Annotated in this window: 11 protein-coding genes, 2 tRNA genes and 2 rRNA genes (1 of these 15 running past the window's edge); 12 read left to right on the top strand and 3 right to left on the bottom strand. The window is 38.1% G+C overall.

Going from position 1 to position 16,642, the window contains the following annotated elements:
- Window positions 1-5: 5 nt before the first annotated feature.
- Window positions 6-1,070, bottom strand: coding sequence for a response regulator transcription factor (locus HN014_RS02590; RefSeq protein ID WP_176027335.1), 1,065 nt, complete (start codon window positions 1,068-1,070; stop codon window positions 6-8).
- Between the two features lie 325 nt (window positions 1,071-1,395).
- On the opposite strand from HN014_RS02590, the gene HN014_RS02585 reads away from it, so the two are divergent.
- From HN014_RS02585 to HN014_RS02555, 7 genes are all read left to right on the top strand, one after another.
- Entirely contained in the window at window positions 1,396-1,554 is a 159-nt protein-coding gene (locus HN014_RS02585; RefSeq protein WP_176027334.1) for a YqaE/Pmp3 family membrane protein, read from the top strand.
- Between the two features lie 165 nt (window positions 1,555-1,719).
- The gene (locus tag HN014_RS02580) at window positions 1,720-2,484 is read left to right on the top strand and encodes a hypothetical protein (protein ID WP_176027333.1); all 765 of its coding nucleotides are present in this window, start codon (window positions 1,720-1,722) and stop codon (window positions 2,482-2,484) included.
- 145 nt (window positions 2,485-2,629) lie between these two features.
- Window positions 2,630-3,331, top strand: a complete 702-nt coding sequence (lipB, locus tag HN014_RS02575) for a lipoyl(octanoyl) transferase LipB (protein WP_176027332.1) — start codon at window positions 2,630-2,632, stop codon at window positions 3,329-3,331.
- A 910-nt stretch (window positions 3,332-4,241) separates the two neighbouring features.
- A complete protein-coding gene (locus HN014_RS02570; RefSeq protein ID WP_176027331.1) occupies window positions 4,242-5,615 on the top strand; it encodes an IPT/TIG domain-containing protein in 1,374 nt (457 codons plus the stop codon).
- An 86-nt stretch (window positions 5,616-5,701) separates the two neighbouring features.
- Window positions 5,702-5,965 carry a hypothetical protein gene (locus tag HN014_RS02565; RefSeq protein WP_176027330.1) on the top strand — a complete coding sequence of 88 codons (264 nt, stop codon included), beginning with the start codon at window positions 5,702-5,704 and terminating at the stop codon, window positions 5,963-5,965.
- Between the two features lie 79 nt (window positions 5,966-6,044).
- Complete coding sequence (locus HN014_RS02560; RefSeq protein ID WP_217704360.1) at window positions 6,045-6,932, top strand: helix-turn-helix transcriptional regulator; 888 nt, start codon at window positions 6,045-6,047, stop codon at window positions 6,930-6,932.
- A 69-nt stretch (window positions 6,933-7,001) separates the two neighbouring features.
- Window positions 7,002-7,724 (top strand): metallophosphoesterase, encoded by a 723-nt coding sequence (locus tag HN014_RS02555; RefSeq protein WP_176027328.1) that lies wholly within the window; start codon window positions 7,002-7,004, stop codon window positions 7,722-7,724.
- Between the two features lie 387 nt (window positions 7,725-8,111).
- Here the strand turns inward: HN014_RS02555 and HN014_RS02550 are convergent, their stop codons facing one another.
- Together HN014_RS02550 and HN014_RS02545 are read right to left on the bottom strand one after the other, a co-directional pair.
- Window positions 8,112-10,586, bottom strand: a complete 2,475-nt coding sequence (locus tag HN014_RS02550) for a hypothetical protein (protein ID WP_176027327.1) — start codon at window positions 10,584-10,586, stop codon at window positions 8,112-8,114.
- A gap of 59 nt (window positions 10,587-10,645) precedes the next feature.
- Window positions 10,646-11,248 (bottom strand): ribonuclease HII, encoded by a 603-nt coding sequence (locus tag HN014_RS02545; protein ID WP_176027326.1) that lies wholly within the window; start codon window positions 11,246-11,248, stop codon window positions 10,646-10,648.
- A 127-nt stretch (window positions 11,249-11,375) separates the two neighbouring features.
- Here HN014_RS02545 and HN014_RS02540 point away from each other — a divergent pair, with 127 nt between their 5' ends.
- The 5 genes from HN014_RS02540 to HN014_RS02520 form a co-directional block, all read left to right on the top strand.
- Window positions 11,376-13,355: a putative porin gene (locus HN014_RS02540; protein WP_176027325.1), complete on the top strand. Its 1,980-nt coding sequence runs from the start codon at window positions 11,376-11,378 to the stop codon at window positions 13,353-13,355.
- Window positions 13,356-13,976: 621 nt separating this feature from the next.
- A 16S ribosomal RNA gene (locus HN014_RS02535) occupies window positions 13,977-15,502 on the top strand.
- Between the two features lie 69 nt (window positions 15,503-15,571).
- Window positions 15,572-15,645: transfer RNA gene (locus HN014_RS02530), tRNA-Ile, on the top strand.
- 91 nt (window positions 15,646-15,736) lie between these two features.
- A tRNA-Ala gene (locus tag HN014_RS02525) sits at window positions 15,737-15,810 on the top strand.
- A gap of 165 nt (window positions 15,811-15,975) precedes the next feature.
- Window positions 15,976-16,642, top strand: a 23S ribosomal RNA gene (locus HN014_RS02520); it runs 2,155 nt beyond the window's last position.
- The 16S and 23S rRNA genes sit together here with 2 tRNA genes alongside, the layout of an rRNA operon.

The raw sequence follows: 16,642 nt of genomic DNA, 5'->3' as shown, positions 1-16,642 counted from the left end.
TATAGTTACTCTTTTATTTTCAGGGATTTAACTTCTTCTCTGGAAGATACTTTTAGCTTCTTGTATAAACTGTTGATATGTGTTTTAATAGTACTGAGGCTTAAGAACAAGCTGGCGGCAATTTCTTTATTGGTCTTATCTTCGCGAATCAGTTGCAGGATTTTTTGTTCCTGTTTTGTCAGTTGCTGGATATTGGGAAGCGACGTTTTCTTACGCTGTTGGAATTGATACAATAAGTATGCATTTCCTGCCAGAGATAGTAGTAATCCCGATAACAGGATCCAGGTCCATCGATTGAAAGTTTCGGGCGTTGTCAGGGGAGTTCCCCGATAGAAATCAGAGGTGATCTCGGTATCATATTGTACTGAGTAGTTTGTTTGTGGATAGTGTTGTAGTAAACGTTCTTTTAATTCGGTGTAATAAGCGTTTTGTTTTAGGTCTTTGAGATAGTACGAGTAGAGACGATTGGACTTATCAGATAAATAAGCATAGAGATAGAGTTCTGTAAGAGGTTCTTTTTGGGCGATTCCGAATTGCTGTAATTTTTTGAACCATTTTTTGGCATTGATTTTATAATTCGCAGGACTGGAGGAATTGCCAAAAGCATAACGCATTTCATTTAATAGAGAATCTGCCTGAATAAAGGTGCTGCTTTTAAAATTATTGGAGACGACTTTGCAAAACATTTCCCGGTCAAAAGAAAAAGGAAAGGTAAGTGTGTCTGTATTTTTGGCGATAAATACAATTTCTTTTTGATGTGCACATACCCCTCTCAGGTGCGATTGTTGCTCATTAGGAGAGCAATTTCCTACATGAATTTTATAAATGTGATTGTTTTCGGGAAGGTTGTTGTCTTCAAAAGTAAAAAAACCAGTACTGTCCGGGATCACCTTTTTGATAATTTGTTCCGGATAAATACCGTGTAGCTTGCGGTAATCTTCTACCAGAGACAGGTATACATCTCCAGACCATTCGGTCGTATCAATACGACCCGAAAATTGATATTGCGCCATCAGTACCGTATGGCATAAAACAAAAAAAGGGAGCAGTAACCTGGGGTGTAATCTCATTTGTCAGCTTTTAGTGTATTGTTTAATAATGGCAGATAAAATTTACTCGTTATCCTTATCAGAGGAGTTTAGCGTATCATTTTATGAGCAATTATTTAGCAATGATTGGGGAAGGTAAAAATTATATCCTTAATATGTAACATATTCGAGATAAAAGCTACCTATTAGTAGGGATCACTTTTGATTTTATCGTATATAGCAAGGTCGTTTTCCTTCCTGAGGGAGGAGGGTCTGTGAGTAACAGCTTTGAGATCAAAAAGTGATCAGAAAAACCCTTTGGGAATACTTCCAAAAGGGAATTTACTAATTTATCTTTTATAAAATTATGAGTATTTGGAGAGTGTTATTATCGATTTTTTTTCCCCCATTAGCCGTATTGGATAAGGGGTGTGGATCGATATTAATTGTATTAATTCTTACTGTCTGTGGATGGATTCCAGGGGTGATAGCTGCTCTGATCATCCTTAATAATCCTAAGAACTAAGGGAATTGATGCCCTGATTTTCCATACAGTTTGTCTAAAAAGAAAAGGAAAGCGATTTCCTGAGAGGGCTTATATCTTTTGGATGCTTTTTTTTCGTTCCTTTGTTATACAGAAAACACCTGTTGTTTTCTAAGCAATAAACAATCAATTACCTTTTTAGAATACATGAGAAAAATTAACATACTAATAGCAGGGCTTATCGCTTGCCTGTGCATCGGATGCCAGTTGACAGAGGAAATTCGTTTTAACGAAGACGGAACCGGGAACTATAGCCTGGGGATGAATATGTCAGAAATGCTCAAGATGGGGCAGGGAACCAAGGGGCTTGAACAACAAATGGATACGATTATCCGGTTTTCGGATATCTTAGAAGAAAAAAAAGATAGTATTGCTACGCTGAGTAAAGAAGAACAGGAGAAACTCAATACATTAAAAAATTATCAGGTGGCTGTAAAAATGGATACAGTTTCCAAGGAGTTTACTTTCAAAGTAGATTTTGATTTTAAAGATATCAGGGAGTTAAAGGATTTTTCCAAGAACCTGAAAGGAATGGGGGTTAATGAATTGGATCGAATGATTCCGACCAAAGAACAAGGAGGAAACAGAGATATGGATATTACAGCATTTACCAATTCGTTTGAGACCCGTTTTTCGACTGAGGCATTCGAGAGAAAGATTACGGAGAAGGTATACCAGAAAGCCATGGAAAAAAAGAAAAATGACACTACCACTTCTTCGGTAATGGCTAACCCTTTTTCTAAGATGATTACCTTTAAGCAGATTTATAGGTTTCCTTATAAGATAAAATCAGTAAGCAATGAGAAAGCCCGGGTTTTACCAGATTTCAAGGGAGTAGAGCTGGAAAGCTCATTCGGGGAATTAGATGCAACTCCCAGAGTGATGGATCTGAAAATAGAATTTGATCATTAAGGAAAACAAGCTACTCGATACTCAGGATTTTAATAACCGGGAGTGTTTTGATGGTAATGTTCATTTCCCAAAACGATAAAATATAAAAGCAGTCCATTGGCTGCTTTTTTTTATCATCGTACCTTTGTACTTCTAGTTACAGTATATGAATAAAAAAGTAAAGCTTCAGGATTTAGGATATAAGGATTATAAAGCGACCTGGGAATATCAGGAACAACTTTTTCAGGAGATTCTGAATATCAAAATAAAAAATCGCAGAGAAAATGCAGGTCTTGAAACACCGAATCATTTACTCTTTGTAGCCCACCCACATGTGTACACTCTTGGAAAAAGTGGAGATATGAAGCATTTGTTGATCAATGAAGAACAATTACGTGCCAAAGGGGCTACCTTTTATAAGATCAACAGAGGAGGGGATATCACCTATCATGGACCAGGGCAGATTGTAGGGTACCCTATTCTGGATTTAGATAATTTTTTTACAGATATTCATAAGTACCTTAGGTTACTGGAGGAAGCGGTAATTCTTACCCTAGAAGAATATGGAGTACAGGCAGGAAGAAGCGAAGGAGAAACTGGTGTATGGCTGGATGCAGGCACTCCTTTTGCCCGAAAAATATGTGCTATGGGAGTTCGTGCCAGTAGATGGGTTACCATGCATGGATTTGCCCTGAATGTCAATGCAGATTTAGGATATTTTGATCATATTGTTCCTTGTGGGATACAAGGGAAGGCAGTCACCTCCCTCCATGTAGAACTGGGACAGGAACAAGTAGATGAAACTGCTGTAAAAGATAGACTAAAAAAACACTTTGCAATACTCTTTGAAGCGGAGCTTGTTTCTTGAGATGTCTGGCATGTGTAGTTTTGTTTGTTTGGTAATTTGTTATTTAATTGTTTAAAAGTGTGATTGGAATACCTCTTGCTGTATACTTTATAAAGTAAATTACCTAGGGACAAACCCGGGAGGTATTCGTGAGAAACAAATTTTTAAATTCAAGACAAGCTCAGAGACGTACACCCTTTGGCGATACTAATAGAAGTCATAAATACACATTTGATTTCCATAGCAAACCATCCTTTCACGACAGATACAACGGTACATACCGAGATCTCTCCTGTAGATGTATCTAAATAGTAGTGAATGCATTGTCTTCTGCACTGTAGAAAATAAGAAAAGAGATTCTTCCTCTAACAGGCAAAGCCCGTATGTTAGGGCTTTTTTTGCCCCAAAAAGCCGCGTTTTCTCTTAAAAAAAACAGTAAATAAATGTACAGCACTTGATTACTTGTTGTAGATCCCTTTTTTATACAATAATCAAGAGGCGTCCGGACAATTCTCCTTAAGTAACCGACTGTGTTCTATAGGAGTTTTCCTTTGTCGGAATGGTAAAAACAGTTTTTTTTTGATGCGATTAGCTCCCCCGTTCTTTTGTTTATAATTTTAAAAAAATAGTCACTTACTTCAAGAAAAAGAAAATATTAAACGTTATCGTTTTTTATGCTGTATGTACTTGTTTTTTAGTTTCATCTTCTTTTGTTTTTTTATAGGGATACTATTGGTAATGAGTTGATTTTTTGTGAAGTGGTATACGGGAATTCAGGTTTGTAGTTGGGACTTTTATAAGAATGATAGATGAGAAACCGTCAATTAACAATAAGAGAAAATAAAGAATCAAAATGAATCATTCAGGTAACATTTTATCCGGTCATGACACCTATCTAAATATTAGTATCGTACCTTAAGAAAATAAAAATATGAGGAAAATTTTAGTAGTATTATTGTTATTAGGTGTAATGGTATCCTGCTCGGAAGATGAATCTACCCCCAATGAACAGTCTCCTGAGTTCCCGGAGAACCTAAGTCTTATAGCTCAAAAAGTGGCAGCAGAAGATACAATAACAATCCGTGGAGAACATTTTTCTGATCAGGAAATCTATACTGTTACCTTTGCAAAAAATAAGACAGGAAAGCTAATAGAAACCCAATCAGAGGTACTAAAAGTACAAGTTCCTAAAGAAGCTCAGTCAGGAGAAGTAAGACTAACCTATAAAAACCGTACGGAGGTTGTCGGGACTGTTGTGATTATAGAATTTCCAAAGGTGACACACCTTTCTAAAACATCACTAAATACCGGAGACCTGTTGACAATTCATGGAAGCGGGTTCTTGACAGATGAAAAGTACACGGTTACTTTTACGGATAGTGTAATAGGAGCGCTACAGGAAATAACAGAAAATACTATCCAGGTAGTAGTACCGGAAAATGCAGAAAGTGGTACAGTAACCCTGACCTACAATGGAGAGACTAAAGAAATAGGAGCGATTGAAATAATTCAAAAAGGAGAAACCCGGCTTTTTGCCTATGTGGCATATGATAAAATCGTAGAGCTGAATCCGGAAGATGGTACTGAGATTGAGACGATTGCTACTGTAGGAGCAGACTATCTGGGGAAATTAAACTATTCCCCGATCAATGATGAACTGATAGGATTGCAGTCTTATGGTGCTGTCACTCCGAGTTATGATTTTACAAGAATACATATAACGACAGGCGAAGTGTCCCGAACAGAACTAAAACACTATGAAGATTTAGTGATGACAGCTGAAGGAAAACTCTATGCCTATGTAGCATACGATAAGATTGTAGAACTCAATCCGGAAGATGGTACTGAGATCGGTACAATTGCTACGCTGGGAGCAGATTATTTTGGCAAAATGGTTTATGCAAAGGCGACCCATGAATTGATAGGATTACAGTCCTATGGAACCACTACTCCGGGGTATGATCTTACAAAAATAAATATTGCCACAGGAGAAGTGTCCCGAATCGTACTAAAACATTATGAGGATTTAGTGATGACAACTGAAGGAAAACTCTATGCGTACGTGGCATACGATAAGATTGTAGAGCTGAATCCGGAAGATGGTAGTGAGATCACTACAATTGCTACGCTGGGAGCAGATTATTTTGGCAAAATGGTTTATGCAAAGGCGACTCATGAATTGATAGGGTTGCAATCCTATGGAACAACCACTCCAGGGTATGATTTTACAAAAATAAATATTGCCACAGGCGAAGTGTCCCGAACAGAGTTAAAGCATTATGAGGACTTGATTATAAAAAATTAAGACGTGAATGAGAAAGTCTCCTTCCTTTGATAATTGTACATAAGGGGGAAAGGCTGTCGTAAAGAGGAAAGAATACAAACAAACGAATGAAAAAAGAAGAACTACAAGAGAAGTCTACAGAGAAATTGCGATCTACATTAAAAGGAAATAAAATTGTTGTTGGAGCCCTGGTAGGTATACTGACCTTTTTGCTTCTTATAACTATTTACGGGCTGATAGTAAAAGAAGAAAAAACAACTTTTATAGCGTTGTTGTCTGTTGTTTTTTCCTGTGGAGCAATTCTTCCGGGACAATTTAATACAATCAAGAAGATAAAAGAAGAGCTAAAAACAAGAGAAAATAAATCATAAAGAGATCCGGAGTGGGAGTGCTGAAAAGAAAATGAAATCGGTATAGAGGTACAGGAACACATAAAAAAGGTATCTTTAAGTGATAAATCAAGAGGAGCAAATTTCGGCAAGTTGTATGATAAAATTAGAAGAAGTAACAAATACTCCTGCGTTTTCGAGTCAGTTAGAGAATAAGATGCTGTATGCTGATCATTCCCGGGATATTTCCATATCCTATCAGACGACGTATACATTAAAGTATGTAATAGAAGGGGAGAAACAATATTACTATAATCAGCAGCGTATAAAGGTGTCAAAAAATCAATACCTTCTTCTGAATGCCGGTAATAAGATTACTACTAAAGCAAAAAAAGGAACCAAAGGATTATCACTTTTTTTAGCTCCCCGGTTGATTGATGAGATTTATGGATATCATACCAATACAGAACTTCCCCTACAGTTTCTGGAAGTTCCTCAGGAAAATAACAACAGTCATATTGCCTTTTTGCTGACTAGGGCTGCACAACTCTATAGAGAACAACCTGATGTTTTTAAACAAGAAAAGGAAGCCCTGTTTATCAGAACTTCAGAACTCATTGTGCAAGAACAAATGGCGCTCCAAAGAAAGTTTGGTAAGTTGAAAATAGTAAAACACGATACCAAAAAAGAATTGTATAAACTAGCAATAGGAGCCAGAGAGTATCTACACGATCATTATAAGGAACAATTGTCGCTTGAGCGGCTGAGCAAGGATATCGGGATGAGTAAGTATTACCTGCACCGACTGTTTACAGAAATTTATGGTAGGACACCTCAGAGTTACCTGACTGCAATTCGGTTAGAAAAAGCCAGATATCAGCTACAGAATTCTGCAGCAGCTGTTATGGAGATAGCTGTCGACTGTGGTTTTGATACCGTAGCGTACTTTTCTAATACTTTCAAAAAACATACAGGGTATACCCCTTCGCAATTCAGGAAACAAAACTGAAATCCGCAAGATATTACAAATCGATCTGGAACTTCTTATCTATTTTTGGAAGTATAAAATCAGTGCTACATGATCGAATTAATAGCTCATATTACAGACCCCCATTTGGATGAAGCTTTTCCGTTTAAGAAACAGAAAGTCCCGAGGAAACGACTATATAATATCCTGGAAGATATCGAAAAAAAGAAATGCTCCCGGATTGTTTGTACCGGAGATATAGGAGAAAATACAGCATTGCCTTGTTTTTTTAGCCGGCTAGAGGGAACGTCTTTTTTTCTTACTCCAGGGAATCACGATCAATATGTAGCCGTTGCATCATATTATACCAGAGGAATTGTTCCTACCTCAGAGAAGATATATACGAGCACTCAAAACAATACCTATAAAACTATCTATCTTGACTCGTCAGCATCTGTAATAGATGACGAACAATTACATTGGTTAACGAATGAGCTGTTGACCTCGCTTCCTGTTGTTATTTTTATGCACCATCCCGTTTTGGGATTAGAAGGAGCGGTAGATAAAATAGGGCACCTTCAGAATAGAGAAGCAGTAGTAGCAATATTGACCAAAACAACATCTCAGGTTACAATCTTTTGTGGTCATTATCATATGGACGATTGCAGGCAGTACAAAAATATAACTCAATATATAACTCCTGCTATAGCGTATCAGATAAAAACAAATCCTGATGCGATAACAGTAGATACAACAGTTAGTGGTTATCGAATGATTTATATAGAAGAAGGGAAAATCTCATCAACCGTTACATTATTCCATTATGCAGACTAAAAAACAATCCTTACAGGAGAGTCTTATGAATGTGAGTATAGGTTTTTGTATAACCATGATATCACTACATTTGATATTCCCTTTGTTAGGGATCGAAAATCACTCAGGAAAAAATAGCATCATTACAGGATATCTAACCGTACTAAGTATCATCAGGAACTATGTGATCAGACGTTTTTTTGTCAGAATAAGGAAGAGAAGGGAGTAACACGAAAGGTGTTTTTTATAAGCAGTGAAACCTTGTAGGACTCTTTTGTGCTGTCATTAATATAGGTATCAGTTGGTGAATTGATAATAAGCAGTAACTTGTATATAATTAAAGTAATTATAGTATATATGGTAGTACGAAAGAAGTTGTAAGCGCTTCTTTCGTACTACAGATAATCATTATTGTTTGATTTTATATAAGAGAATACTGTCCTCCTCTCCTTTGACAACAAACTCTAGATGCGAATCTTTATCAATATTCCCCAGACTTATAGCCGACTGTCCATACACGGGGAAATTAGGAAGTAGCTGAGCATTGCTGTCGTAGAGGTATACTTTTTTAGACTGGATGTCAGTAATGCTTACATAGATTTTATTATTGATAAAAAATAAGTGAGGAGTTGCATATACAGCATGTTCCAATTCAATGGTTTTTCCCTTAATTGTCAATTTATTTTCAGATAAAGTAACCAGGGTCTTATTGGTAGAAACCATCTTGTGGAATTGCTGTTGCTCTGGATAAGATACATTTCCCTGCGGGTCTATTTGTACCAGTTTACCATCTTTGTTTATCGAAGTAAACTTGTCTTGATATTGATACCACTCATTCGCAGAGAAGTTAATATACCCTTTGGGTTTGACTCTCGCTTTCCCCACTCGGCTTAGAATATTCATGGTTCCGTTCTCCTCCGGGATGATGATATAATCCTTACCTTTCATTCGGAAATGCTTAGGGGGCAATACAATATTGGTTTCTGTATTTTTAAACGTAAATCCAGAAACAATTTTAGCTTTTCCGTCAAACATTTTTACTTCATTCCCTTGGGTGATCATAATTCGATAGCGCTTGTTCTTATCATAATCAAATAGCGACAGCGGAAGCGTGAGCTCTTTATTAAAACGTTTAGGGTAGGGAGCTACACTATTTCCATCTCGGTCAATAAGGTAGACACTTCGTGCAGTGTTGAATAATAATTGATAGCGACCGTTTTTATAAATATCTATTTGCTTAATGTCACCCAGAATAGCCCCGTCGATTTGTTTTTTCCAGAAAATAGCGCCCTTTTCAGAAATGAGATAGAGCATGTTGGTGACATCCTGTACGGCATAATCCATTCCTTTGGTTCTGTGGTTTTTAACTAGAATGGGGTCATTTAATAGTTTGTTTTCTAAAGAAGTAGCAGCAATCTGAGCCACCGGAGAGGTGTTGTCATCGGCATGGTTTTTTTTGAAAACCCCGTGAATATGAGCAAAATTATGCTCTTTGATCACCTGTAGGGCAGCATGTTGGTACTCTTCAGATTTGACATCACTCCATTCCTTTTTATAAGGGGCAGCGGCATGATTCGCAATTCGTTCTTTTATGTTTTTTACAGTATTGACCAGTAAAATGGAAGATTCATTCGATAGCTTGTCGATAGATGCTGTATAGTTCGTTTGTTGTGCTAAGATTGTTTTATTGATAATGTTAGCAATGATGGTTTGCAGCGCATTTTTAGAAGTAGCAAAAATGACAAACTCTTCGTGAACAAGATATAGATCTCCTGAAAAATCAGGGATCAGTGGCGCAAGAATATTGCTGAACTTTAGCGGGCGTTCTGTTTTATAAATAGGGACATTCCGATATGAATCGATCTCCCTGCCATCAATATGCTCTGTGACTAATTGGATATCATGTGCAGTCAGGCTAAGAAGCATTTCATTTTCTAAATGAATCATACTGATCTCAGATACTTCCTGCAAGATTTCATCCAGTTCCAGAGGGATATCCCTTAATTCCCGGTCCTGAGCCAGTGCCAGGTTTTTTTTGAGTATAGAAAAATCATCATATGTATAGGAGGTAAATCCCTTAGCTGTGATAGGTGTGATTTTGGCAACCTGATTCTCCTGAGGGGCAAGATTGTCAAAAATACCAATCGTACTGGATAAAGAATCTTTTTCTATAGCAATTCCATCCAGATAGATAGCATGTTGATCAATGGTGGTGTCCAAAGAAATCCACCCACTGAAATTTGCAATCCCTAGAGAGGGAGCCTGTGCTTCAGGAAGGAGGGAGTCGTGAATGTTTTTTAACTTATGACCATTGACCAGTATAGAAAGCGGAGTGTTGTCATTCGCAACCTGAAAAGCCTTTGTCAGGTCAGAAGAGGTCATTTTATTTTTCTCCTGTAATCGGATGGCATTCTCGATGAGAATCTGAGAAGATGATGCGATGAGGATACTATCCTGTTTAGTGGCAAAAAAAGTGCCCTTGTTAGAAGTAATTTTTTGAAATGTTTGCTCGGCGTATTGTATGGACTCTATGGTTTTCTCATGGAGAGAATCAGTAGCGATGAGACCCGGAGAGTATTTAGAGATGAATGTGTATTCATAGTCGTTTTTACCCACAGGAGAAAAACATAAAAGGCCATTACTATTTTCCTTATTTCCTTCAATAACAGGTAAAGAATTGAAATAAGAAAACAACTGTAAAGAAGCGTTGTTTTTTATAAAGTCATTGTCTCTGAGGTGACTTTTGGCTTTTTCTAAGTCGTTGATTTTAAAAATAACCTGAGCGTCCGAAGGAACATAGTCAATTAATGTATTACTTTTTTTAGGTGCGTCATTACAGGATAAAACAAGGAGGTAAAAAAGAGCTAAAACTATTTTCTTCATATGATATGAACTTTGCTTCTTTATTAAGGTAATAGGAATTATGTTAAGGACAAAGATAATTAATTGAAATCTAGTGAGAGCTGTTCAGGAAGTAATCTGAAGCTTTTTCTGTGATATTTGGTGATTCCATACTGTCTGATGGCTTCACGATGTTCTTTTGTAGGGTATCCTTTGTTTTTTTTCCAATTGTACATAGGAAATTCCTCGTGTATTTTTTTCATATATTCATCCCGATATGTTTTGGCCAGAATGGAGGCCGCAGCAATGTTTAGATATTTTCCGTCCCCTTTTATAACGCAGGTATGTGGAATATTGTTGTAAGGCTTAAAACGATTTCCATCCACAGCAATGTGTTCAGGTACAGGAGAGAGCTTTCCGATAGAACGTTGCATGGCTACAATAGAAGCGTTGAGAATATTGATCTGATCGATCTCTTCCATAAATACATGTGTCACACTATAGGACAAAGAACAGTCTTCTAATAGCGAACGAAGCAAGTTTCGTTTGGATTCGGTAAGCTGTTTCGAATCATTGAGTATTTCATTGCTAAAATTATCAGGAAGAATAATGGCAGCAGCAGTAACCGGACCAGCAAGACAACCACGCCCTGCTTCATCCGTGCCGCATTCTATTAAATCGGAATGTAATTTTAATTCGAGCATAATACGAAGATACAGCATGAATGGATTAGGAAAAAACTAATTTTTAAAATACCAGATAAAAACAAAAAAGGATCGTGATTTACTTTCAGTAAAAAAAGTATATTTTTGCCTCCAGTTCGATATAGCAATGAAGAAAAACATCTTATTTATCATCGTAGTAATCATGGCTTGTGTTGCGAGTGCACAGGAAAATGAAATAGGGATTCAGAGAGAAGGACAGAAGAAGACGAGAAAAACCTTTGAAGAAGCCAGGAATGAACGAAAAAAAAGAAAGAAAAGACCTCCGATTACAGCGTATAAAATAATTGATGTTTATAACGATACTACCTATGTAGATACCTCATTAACTATTCAGAAAGATTATAACTTTAATTATCTTAGGAGAGATGATTTTGGGTTACAGCCAATACACAATGTAGGGCAATCTTATAATAGTATGATCAAGGTAGAAGAAAGACAGCACCTGTTGCCTCTTTTTGGGGCTCGCGCCAGACATTTTAACTTTATGGAAGTGGAGGATATTAAGTACTATAATGTAGCGACCCCTTTGTCCGAGATTTATTTCAAAACTACCTTTGAGCAAGGACAGCAAATGGATGCATTTATCACCGTAAATACATCTCCCAGATTAAATCTTTCTATCGCTTATAAAGGGGTGCGTTCTCTGGGGAAATTTCAGCATGCCCTGACCAGTACAGGGAATTTTCGCTCTGCGATCAGTTATCATACCAAGAATGAACGCTATGCTGTAAAGACGCACTTTGTAGCTCAGGATTTAATGAATCAGGAGAATGGAGGATTGTCAGAAGCAGGAAAAGAACAATACCTGGCAACAGGAGAGTATGTAGGAGATGATGATAAATTCGCAGATAGAGGTTCGGTAGAAGTAAACTTTAGAGATGCAGAGAATGAATTGCTAGGAAAGCGATTCTATCTTGATCATGCTTATGCGCTGATATATAAAAAAGATTCGGTAACAGATACCCGTTTGCTCTTAGGACATATGATGAATATGACCGACAAAAAATATACGTTTGTTCAAACAGCAGCAAATGCTCTTTTTGGAGCTTCTTATAAGGCAGGATCGCAATCAGATAAAGTAGCATTAGAGGATTTTACCAATGAAGCTTACCTGCAATATCAGCATAAGTGTTTGGGGAAGGTAAAAATTATAGGAGGGTATTCTGATTATAACTATGGCTACAATTCCCTGTTGGTGAAACAAAATGAATCAGGAGAAAGCATCAGTATCCCCAATAGGATAAAAGGAAATGTTTCTTTTGTCGGAGCAGCCTATAAAAATACCTTCAGAGGTTTTTTGATAGATGGGTATGGCAAGTGTATTGTTTCAGGAGATCAGGAGGGAAATTATGCAGGGTTTAGTCTGGGGTATACCACAAAAAATAAAATAGGGTTAAAAGGAGGAGTAACGATTCAGAGTGTTGCTCCCAATTATAACTTTTTGCTATATCAGAGTGACTATGTGGGGTACAATTGGGAAAATACATTCGAAAACACAGATACTAAAAAACTATATCTTGATGTGATGATGAATGCCTGGGGAGACCTGCAGGCTAGTCGTACTTCAATAGATAAGTATGCGTATTTTGTGAAAGAAGCAGGACAGTTGACAACTCCGATGCAGGCGACAGAAACGATTAATTTACTAAAGCTAAAGTATAAGCATACTTTCAACTATCATAAACTAGGATTAGACAATACAATTGTTTATCAAAAAGTAGATGGAGGAGATCAGATATATAATGTGCCGGAAATTACCACGAGAAATACCCTGTACTTTCAGGATAAGTGGTTCAAAAAGGCATTGTTCTTCCAGACAGGAGTAACTTTTAAGTATTTTTCAAAATACAGTGCAGATGGATATGACCCTTTGTTGGCGGAGTTCTATGTCCAGAATGAAGAAGAAATAGGAGGGTTCTCTCAGTTTGATATTTTCTTTAATGCCAAAATCAAACAAACCCGTATCTTTTTTAAAGTAGAGAATTTTGGAGAAGCGTTTAGTCAGAACCGGCAATTTTCAGCTCCGGGTTATGCAACCAGAGATGCTGTTTTACGCTTTGGTTTAGTCTGGAACTTTTTTATGTAAAGCTAAGTTTTTGTTTGATAGCGGATTGCTAAATAATTTAAAAAAAACGCAAAAAAAGTATTGCTGAATATGAAAAAGGTTGTATGTTTGCACCCGCTTAGCCGAGGGGCTGATGTTCATTGAAAACGGGGATTTTAAAGGAGTAAGTGTTTAGAGATACTTACTTTGAAAAATCATAAAAAAGCACACTTTTTTGTTTCGGTAAAATACATGTTTTCTTGTAAGAGTAGGTGTGAGTTACTGAGTAATTATAGTAAGTTTTTTGTTAGGTAAACTATGGTTTGTTTAAGATTTAAAAACTGTTATAAAAAAGTAAAAAAAAACTTTAAAAAAAGTTTTGTCAGAAACAAAAAAGGTTTGTATGTTTGCACCCGCTTATCGAAAGGATAAGAGTTCATAAAAATAGTTATACTGGAGTAAAGTATTGATGATACTTAATAAGGTTCGATTCCTATTTAACGTACGAAAAGACGGTTTAATTTTCGGATTAGACTTACGTTCATAAACATATTGATTGACAGCGCGTATATAGAAATATATAAGCATTAGAATTAAGACTAGAAACATCATTGAGAAGACACAATTCCATAGTTGTTGAATCTAAATAATATTTAAGAATTCACGATGAAGAGTTTGATCCTGGCTCAGGATGAACGCTAGCGGCAGGCTTAACACATGCAAGTCGAGGGGTAACAGGAGATTGCTTGCAATCTTGCTGACGACCGGCGCACGGGTGCGTAACGCGTATAGAACCTACCTTTAAGTAAGGGATAGCCCAGAGAAATTTGGATTAATACCTTATAGTATTATTTGATTGCATAATTAAATAATTAAAGATTTATCGCTTAGAGATGGCTATGCGTTCTATTAGCTAGTTGGTATGGTAACGGCATACCAAGGCTACGATAGATAGGGGTCCTGAGAGGGAGATCCCCCACACTGGTACTGAGACACGGACCAGACTCCTACGGGAGGCAGCAGTGAGGAATATTGGACAATGGAGGCAACTCTGATCCAGCCATGCCGCGTGTAGGAAGACTGCCCTATGGGTTGTAAACTACTTTTATAGAGGAAGAAACCGCAATACGTGTATTGCTCTGACGGTACTCTACGAATAAGGATCGGCTAACTCCGTGCCAGCAGCCGCGGTAATACGGAGGATCCAAGCGTTATCCGGAATCATTGGGTTTAAAGGGTCCGTAGGCGGGCGTATAAGTCAGTGGTGAAAGTTTGCGGCTCAACCGTAAAATTGCCATTGATACTGTATGTCTTGAATAATTGTGAAGTGGTTAGAATATGTAGTGTAGCGGTGAAATGCATAGATATTACATAGAATACCGATTGCGAAGGCAGATCACTAACAATTTATTGACGCTGATGGACGAAAGCGTGGGTAGCGAACAGGATTAGATACCCTGGTAGTCCACGCCGTAAACGATGGTCACTAGCTGTTTGGTTTTCGGACTGAGTGGCTAAGCGAAAGTGATAAGTGACCCACCTGGGGAGTACGTTCGCAAGAATGAAACTCAAAGGAATTGACGGGGGCCCGCACAAGCGGTGGAGCATGTGGTTTAATTCGATGATACGCGAGGAACCTTACCAGGGCTTAAATGTAAGTTGCATGATTTAGAGATAGATCTTTCTTCGGACTACTTACAAGGTGCTGCATGGTTGTCGTCAGCTCGTGCCGTGAGGTGTCAGGTTAAGTCCTATAACGAGCGCAACCCCTGTTGTTAGTTGCTAGCAGGTTAAGCTGAGAACTCTAACAAGACTGCCGGTGCAAACCGTGAGGAAGGTGGGGATGACGTCAAATCATCACGGCCCTTACGTCCTGGGCTACACACGTGCTACAATGGTATATACAGAGAGCAGCCACTTGGTGACAAGGCGCGAATCTATAAAGTATATCACAGTTCGGATCGGAGTCTGCAACTCGACTCCGTGAAGCTGGAATCGCTAGTAATCGCATATCAGCCATGATGCGGTGAATACGTTCCCGGGCCTTGTACACACCGCCCGTCAAGCCATGGAAGCTGGGGGTACCTGAAGTCCGTCACCGCAAGGAGCGGCCTAGGGTAAAACTAGTAACTGGGGCTAAGTCGTAACAAGGTAGCCGTACCGGAAGGTGCGGCTGGAACACCTCCTTTCTAGAGATTACGATACAATTATGGTTATTCTTATTTGTTTTTAGTCTTAAGCTGTTAATTAAGATATGCAGTCTCATAGCTCAGCTGGTTAGAGCGCTACACTGATAATGTAGAGGTCGGCAGTTCGAGTCTGCCTGAGACTACGAAGTTCATATTTATAGATACTGGAAATTTTAGAAGTTGAGTTTAGCTACTTCATTTTGTAGGAGTTTTTAAGACGCTTCTTGGATATATGGGGGATTAGCTCAGCTGGCTAGAGCGCCTGCCTTGCACGCAGGAGGTCATCGGTTCGACTCCGATATTCTCCACAAGGTAGTATATTTATTATACTACAAGAATAGATATTGATTTTTAAAATTAATTATCTGTTTTATAACGTTCATTGACATATTGATCAAAATAATACGAGCGCACAAAAAAAGTGTGTTAAAAAAAATATAGTAAATAAAAACTAAAGAGCATAAAAGCAAAACGCATAAGCTAATTAAGGGCGTATGGGGAATGCCTAGGCTCTCAGAGGCGAAGAAGGACGTGATAAGCTGCGAAAAGCTACGGGGACTGGCACATACAGATTGATCCGTAGATATCCGAATGGGGCAACCCGGTATATTGAAGATATATCACTCCGTAAGGAGGGCAAACCCGGAGAACTGAAACATCTAAGTACCCGGAGGAGAAGAAAACAACAGTGATTCCGCTAGTAGTGGCGAGCGAACGCGGAGCAGCCCAAACCTATATAGCTACGGCTATATAGGGGTTATAGGACTACAATATTTGATAAGGATTGAATTAGAAATGTTTGGAAAGACATACCATAGAGGGTGATAGTCCCGTATAGGTAAGCTTCTTATTGATAGTAGTATCCTGAGTAGGTCGGGACACGTGTAATCCTGATTGAATTTGGCGGGCCCATCCGCTAAGGCTAAATACTCCTGAGAGACCGATAGTGAACCAGTACCGTGAGGGAAAGGTGAAAAGAACCCTAAATAAGGGAGTGAAAAAGATCCTGAAACCATACGCTTACAAGCGGTCGGAGCCTATTAAGGTGACGGCGTGCCTTTTGCATAATGAGCCTACGAGTTACTTTATCTAGCAAGGTTAAGGTGTTCAGCACTGTATCCGTAGCGAAAGCGAGTCTGA

The sequence above is a fragment of the Aquimarina sp. TRL1 genome, assembly GCF_013365535.1.
GTDB classification, from domain to species: Bacteria; Bacteroidota; Bacteroidia; order Flavobacteriales; family Flavobacteriaceae; genus Aquimarina; species Aquimarina hainanensis.
Note: the sequence above shows the minus strand (reverse complement) of the source record. Positions and strands in the feature narration are given on the sequence as shown.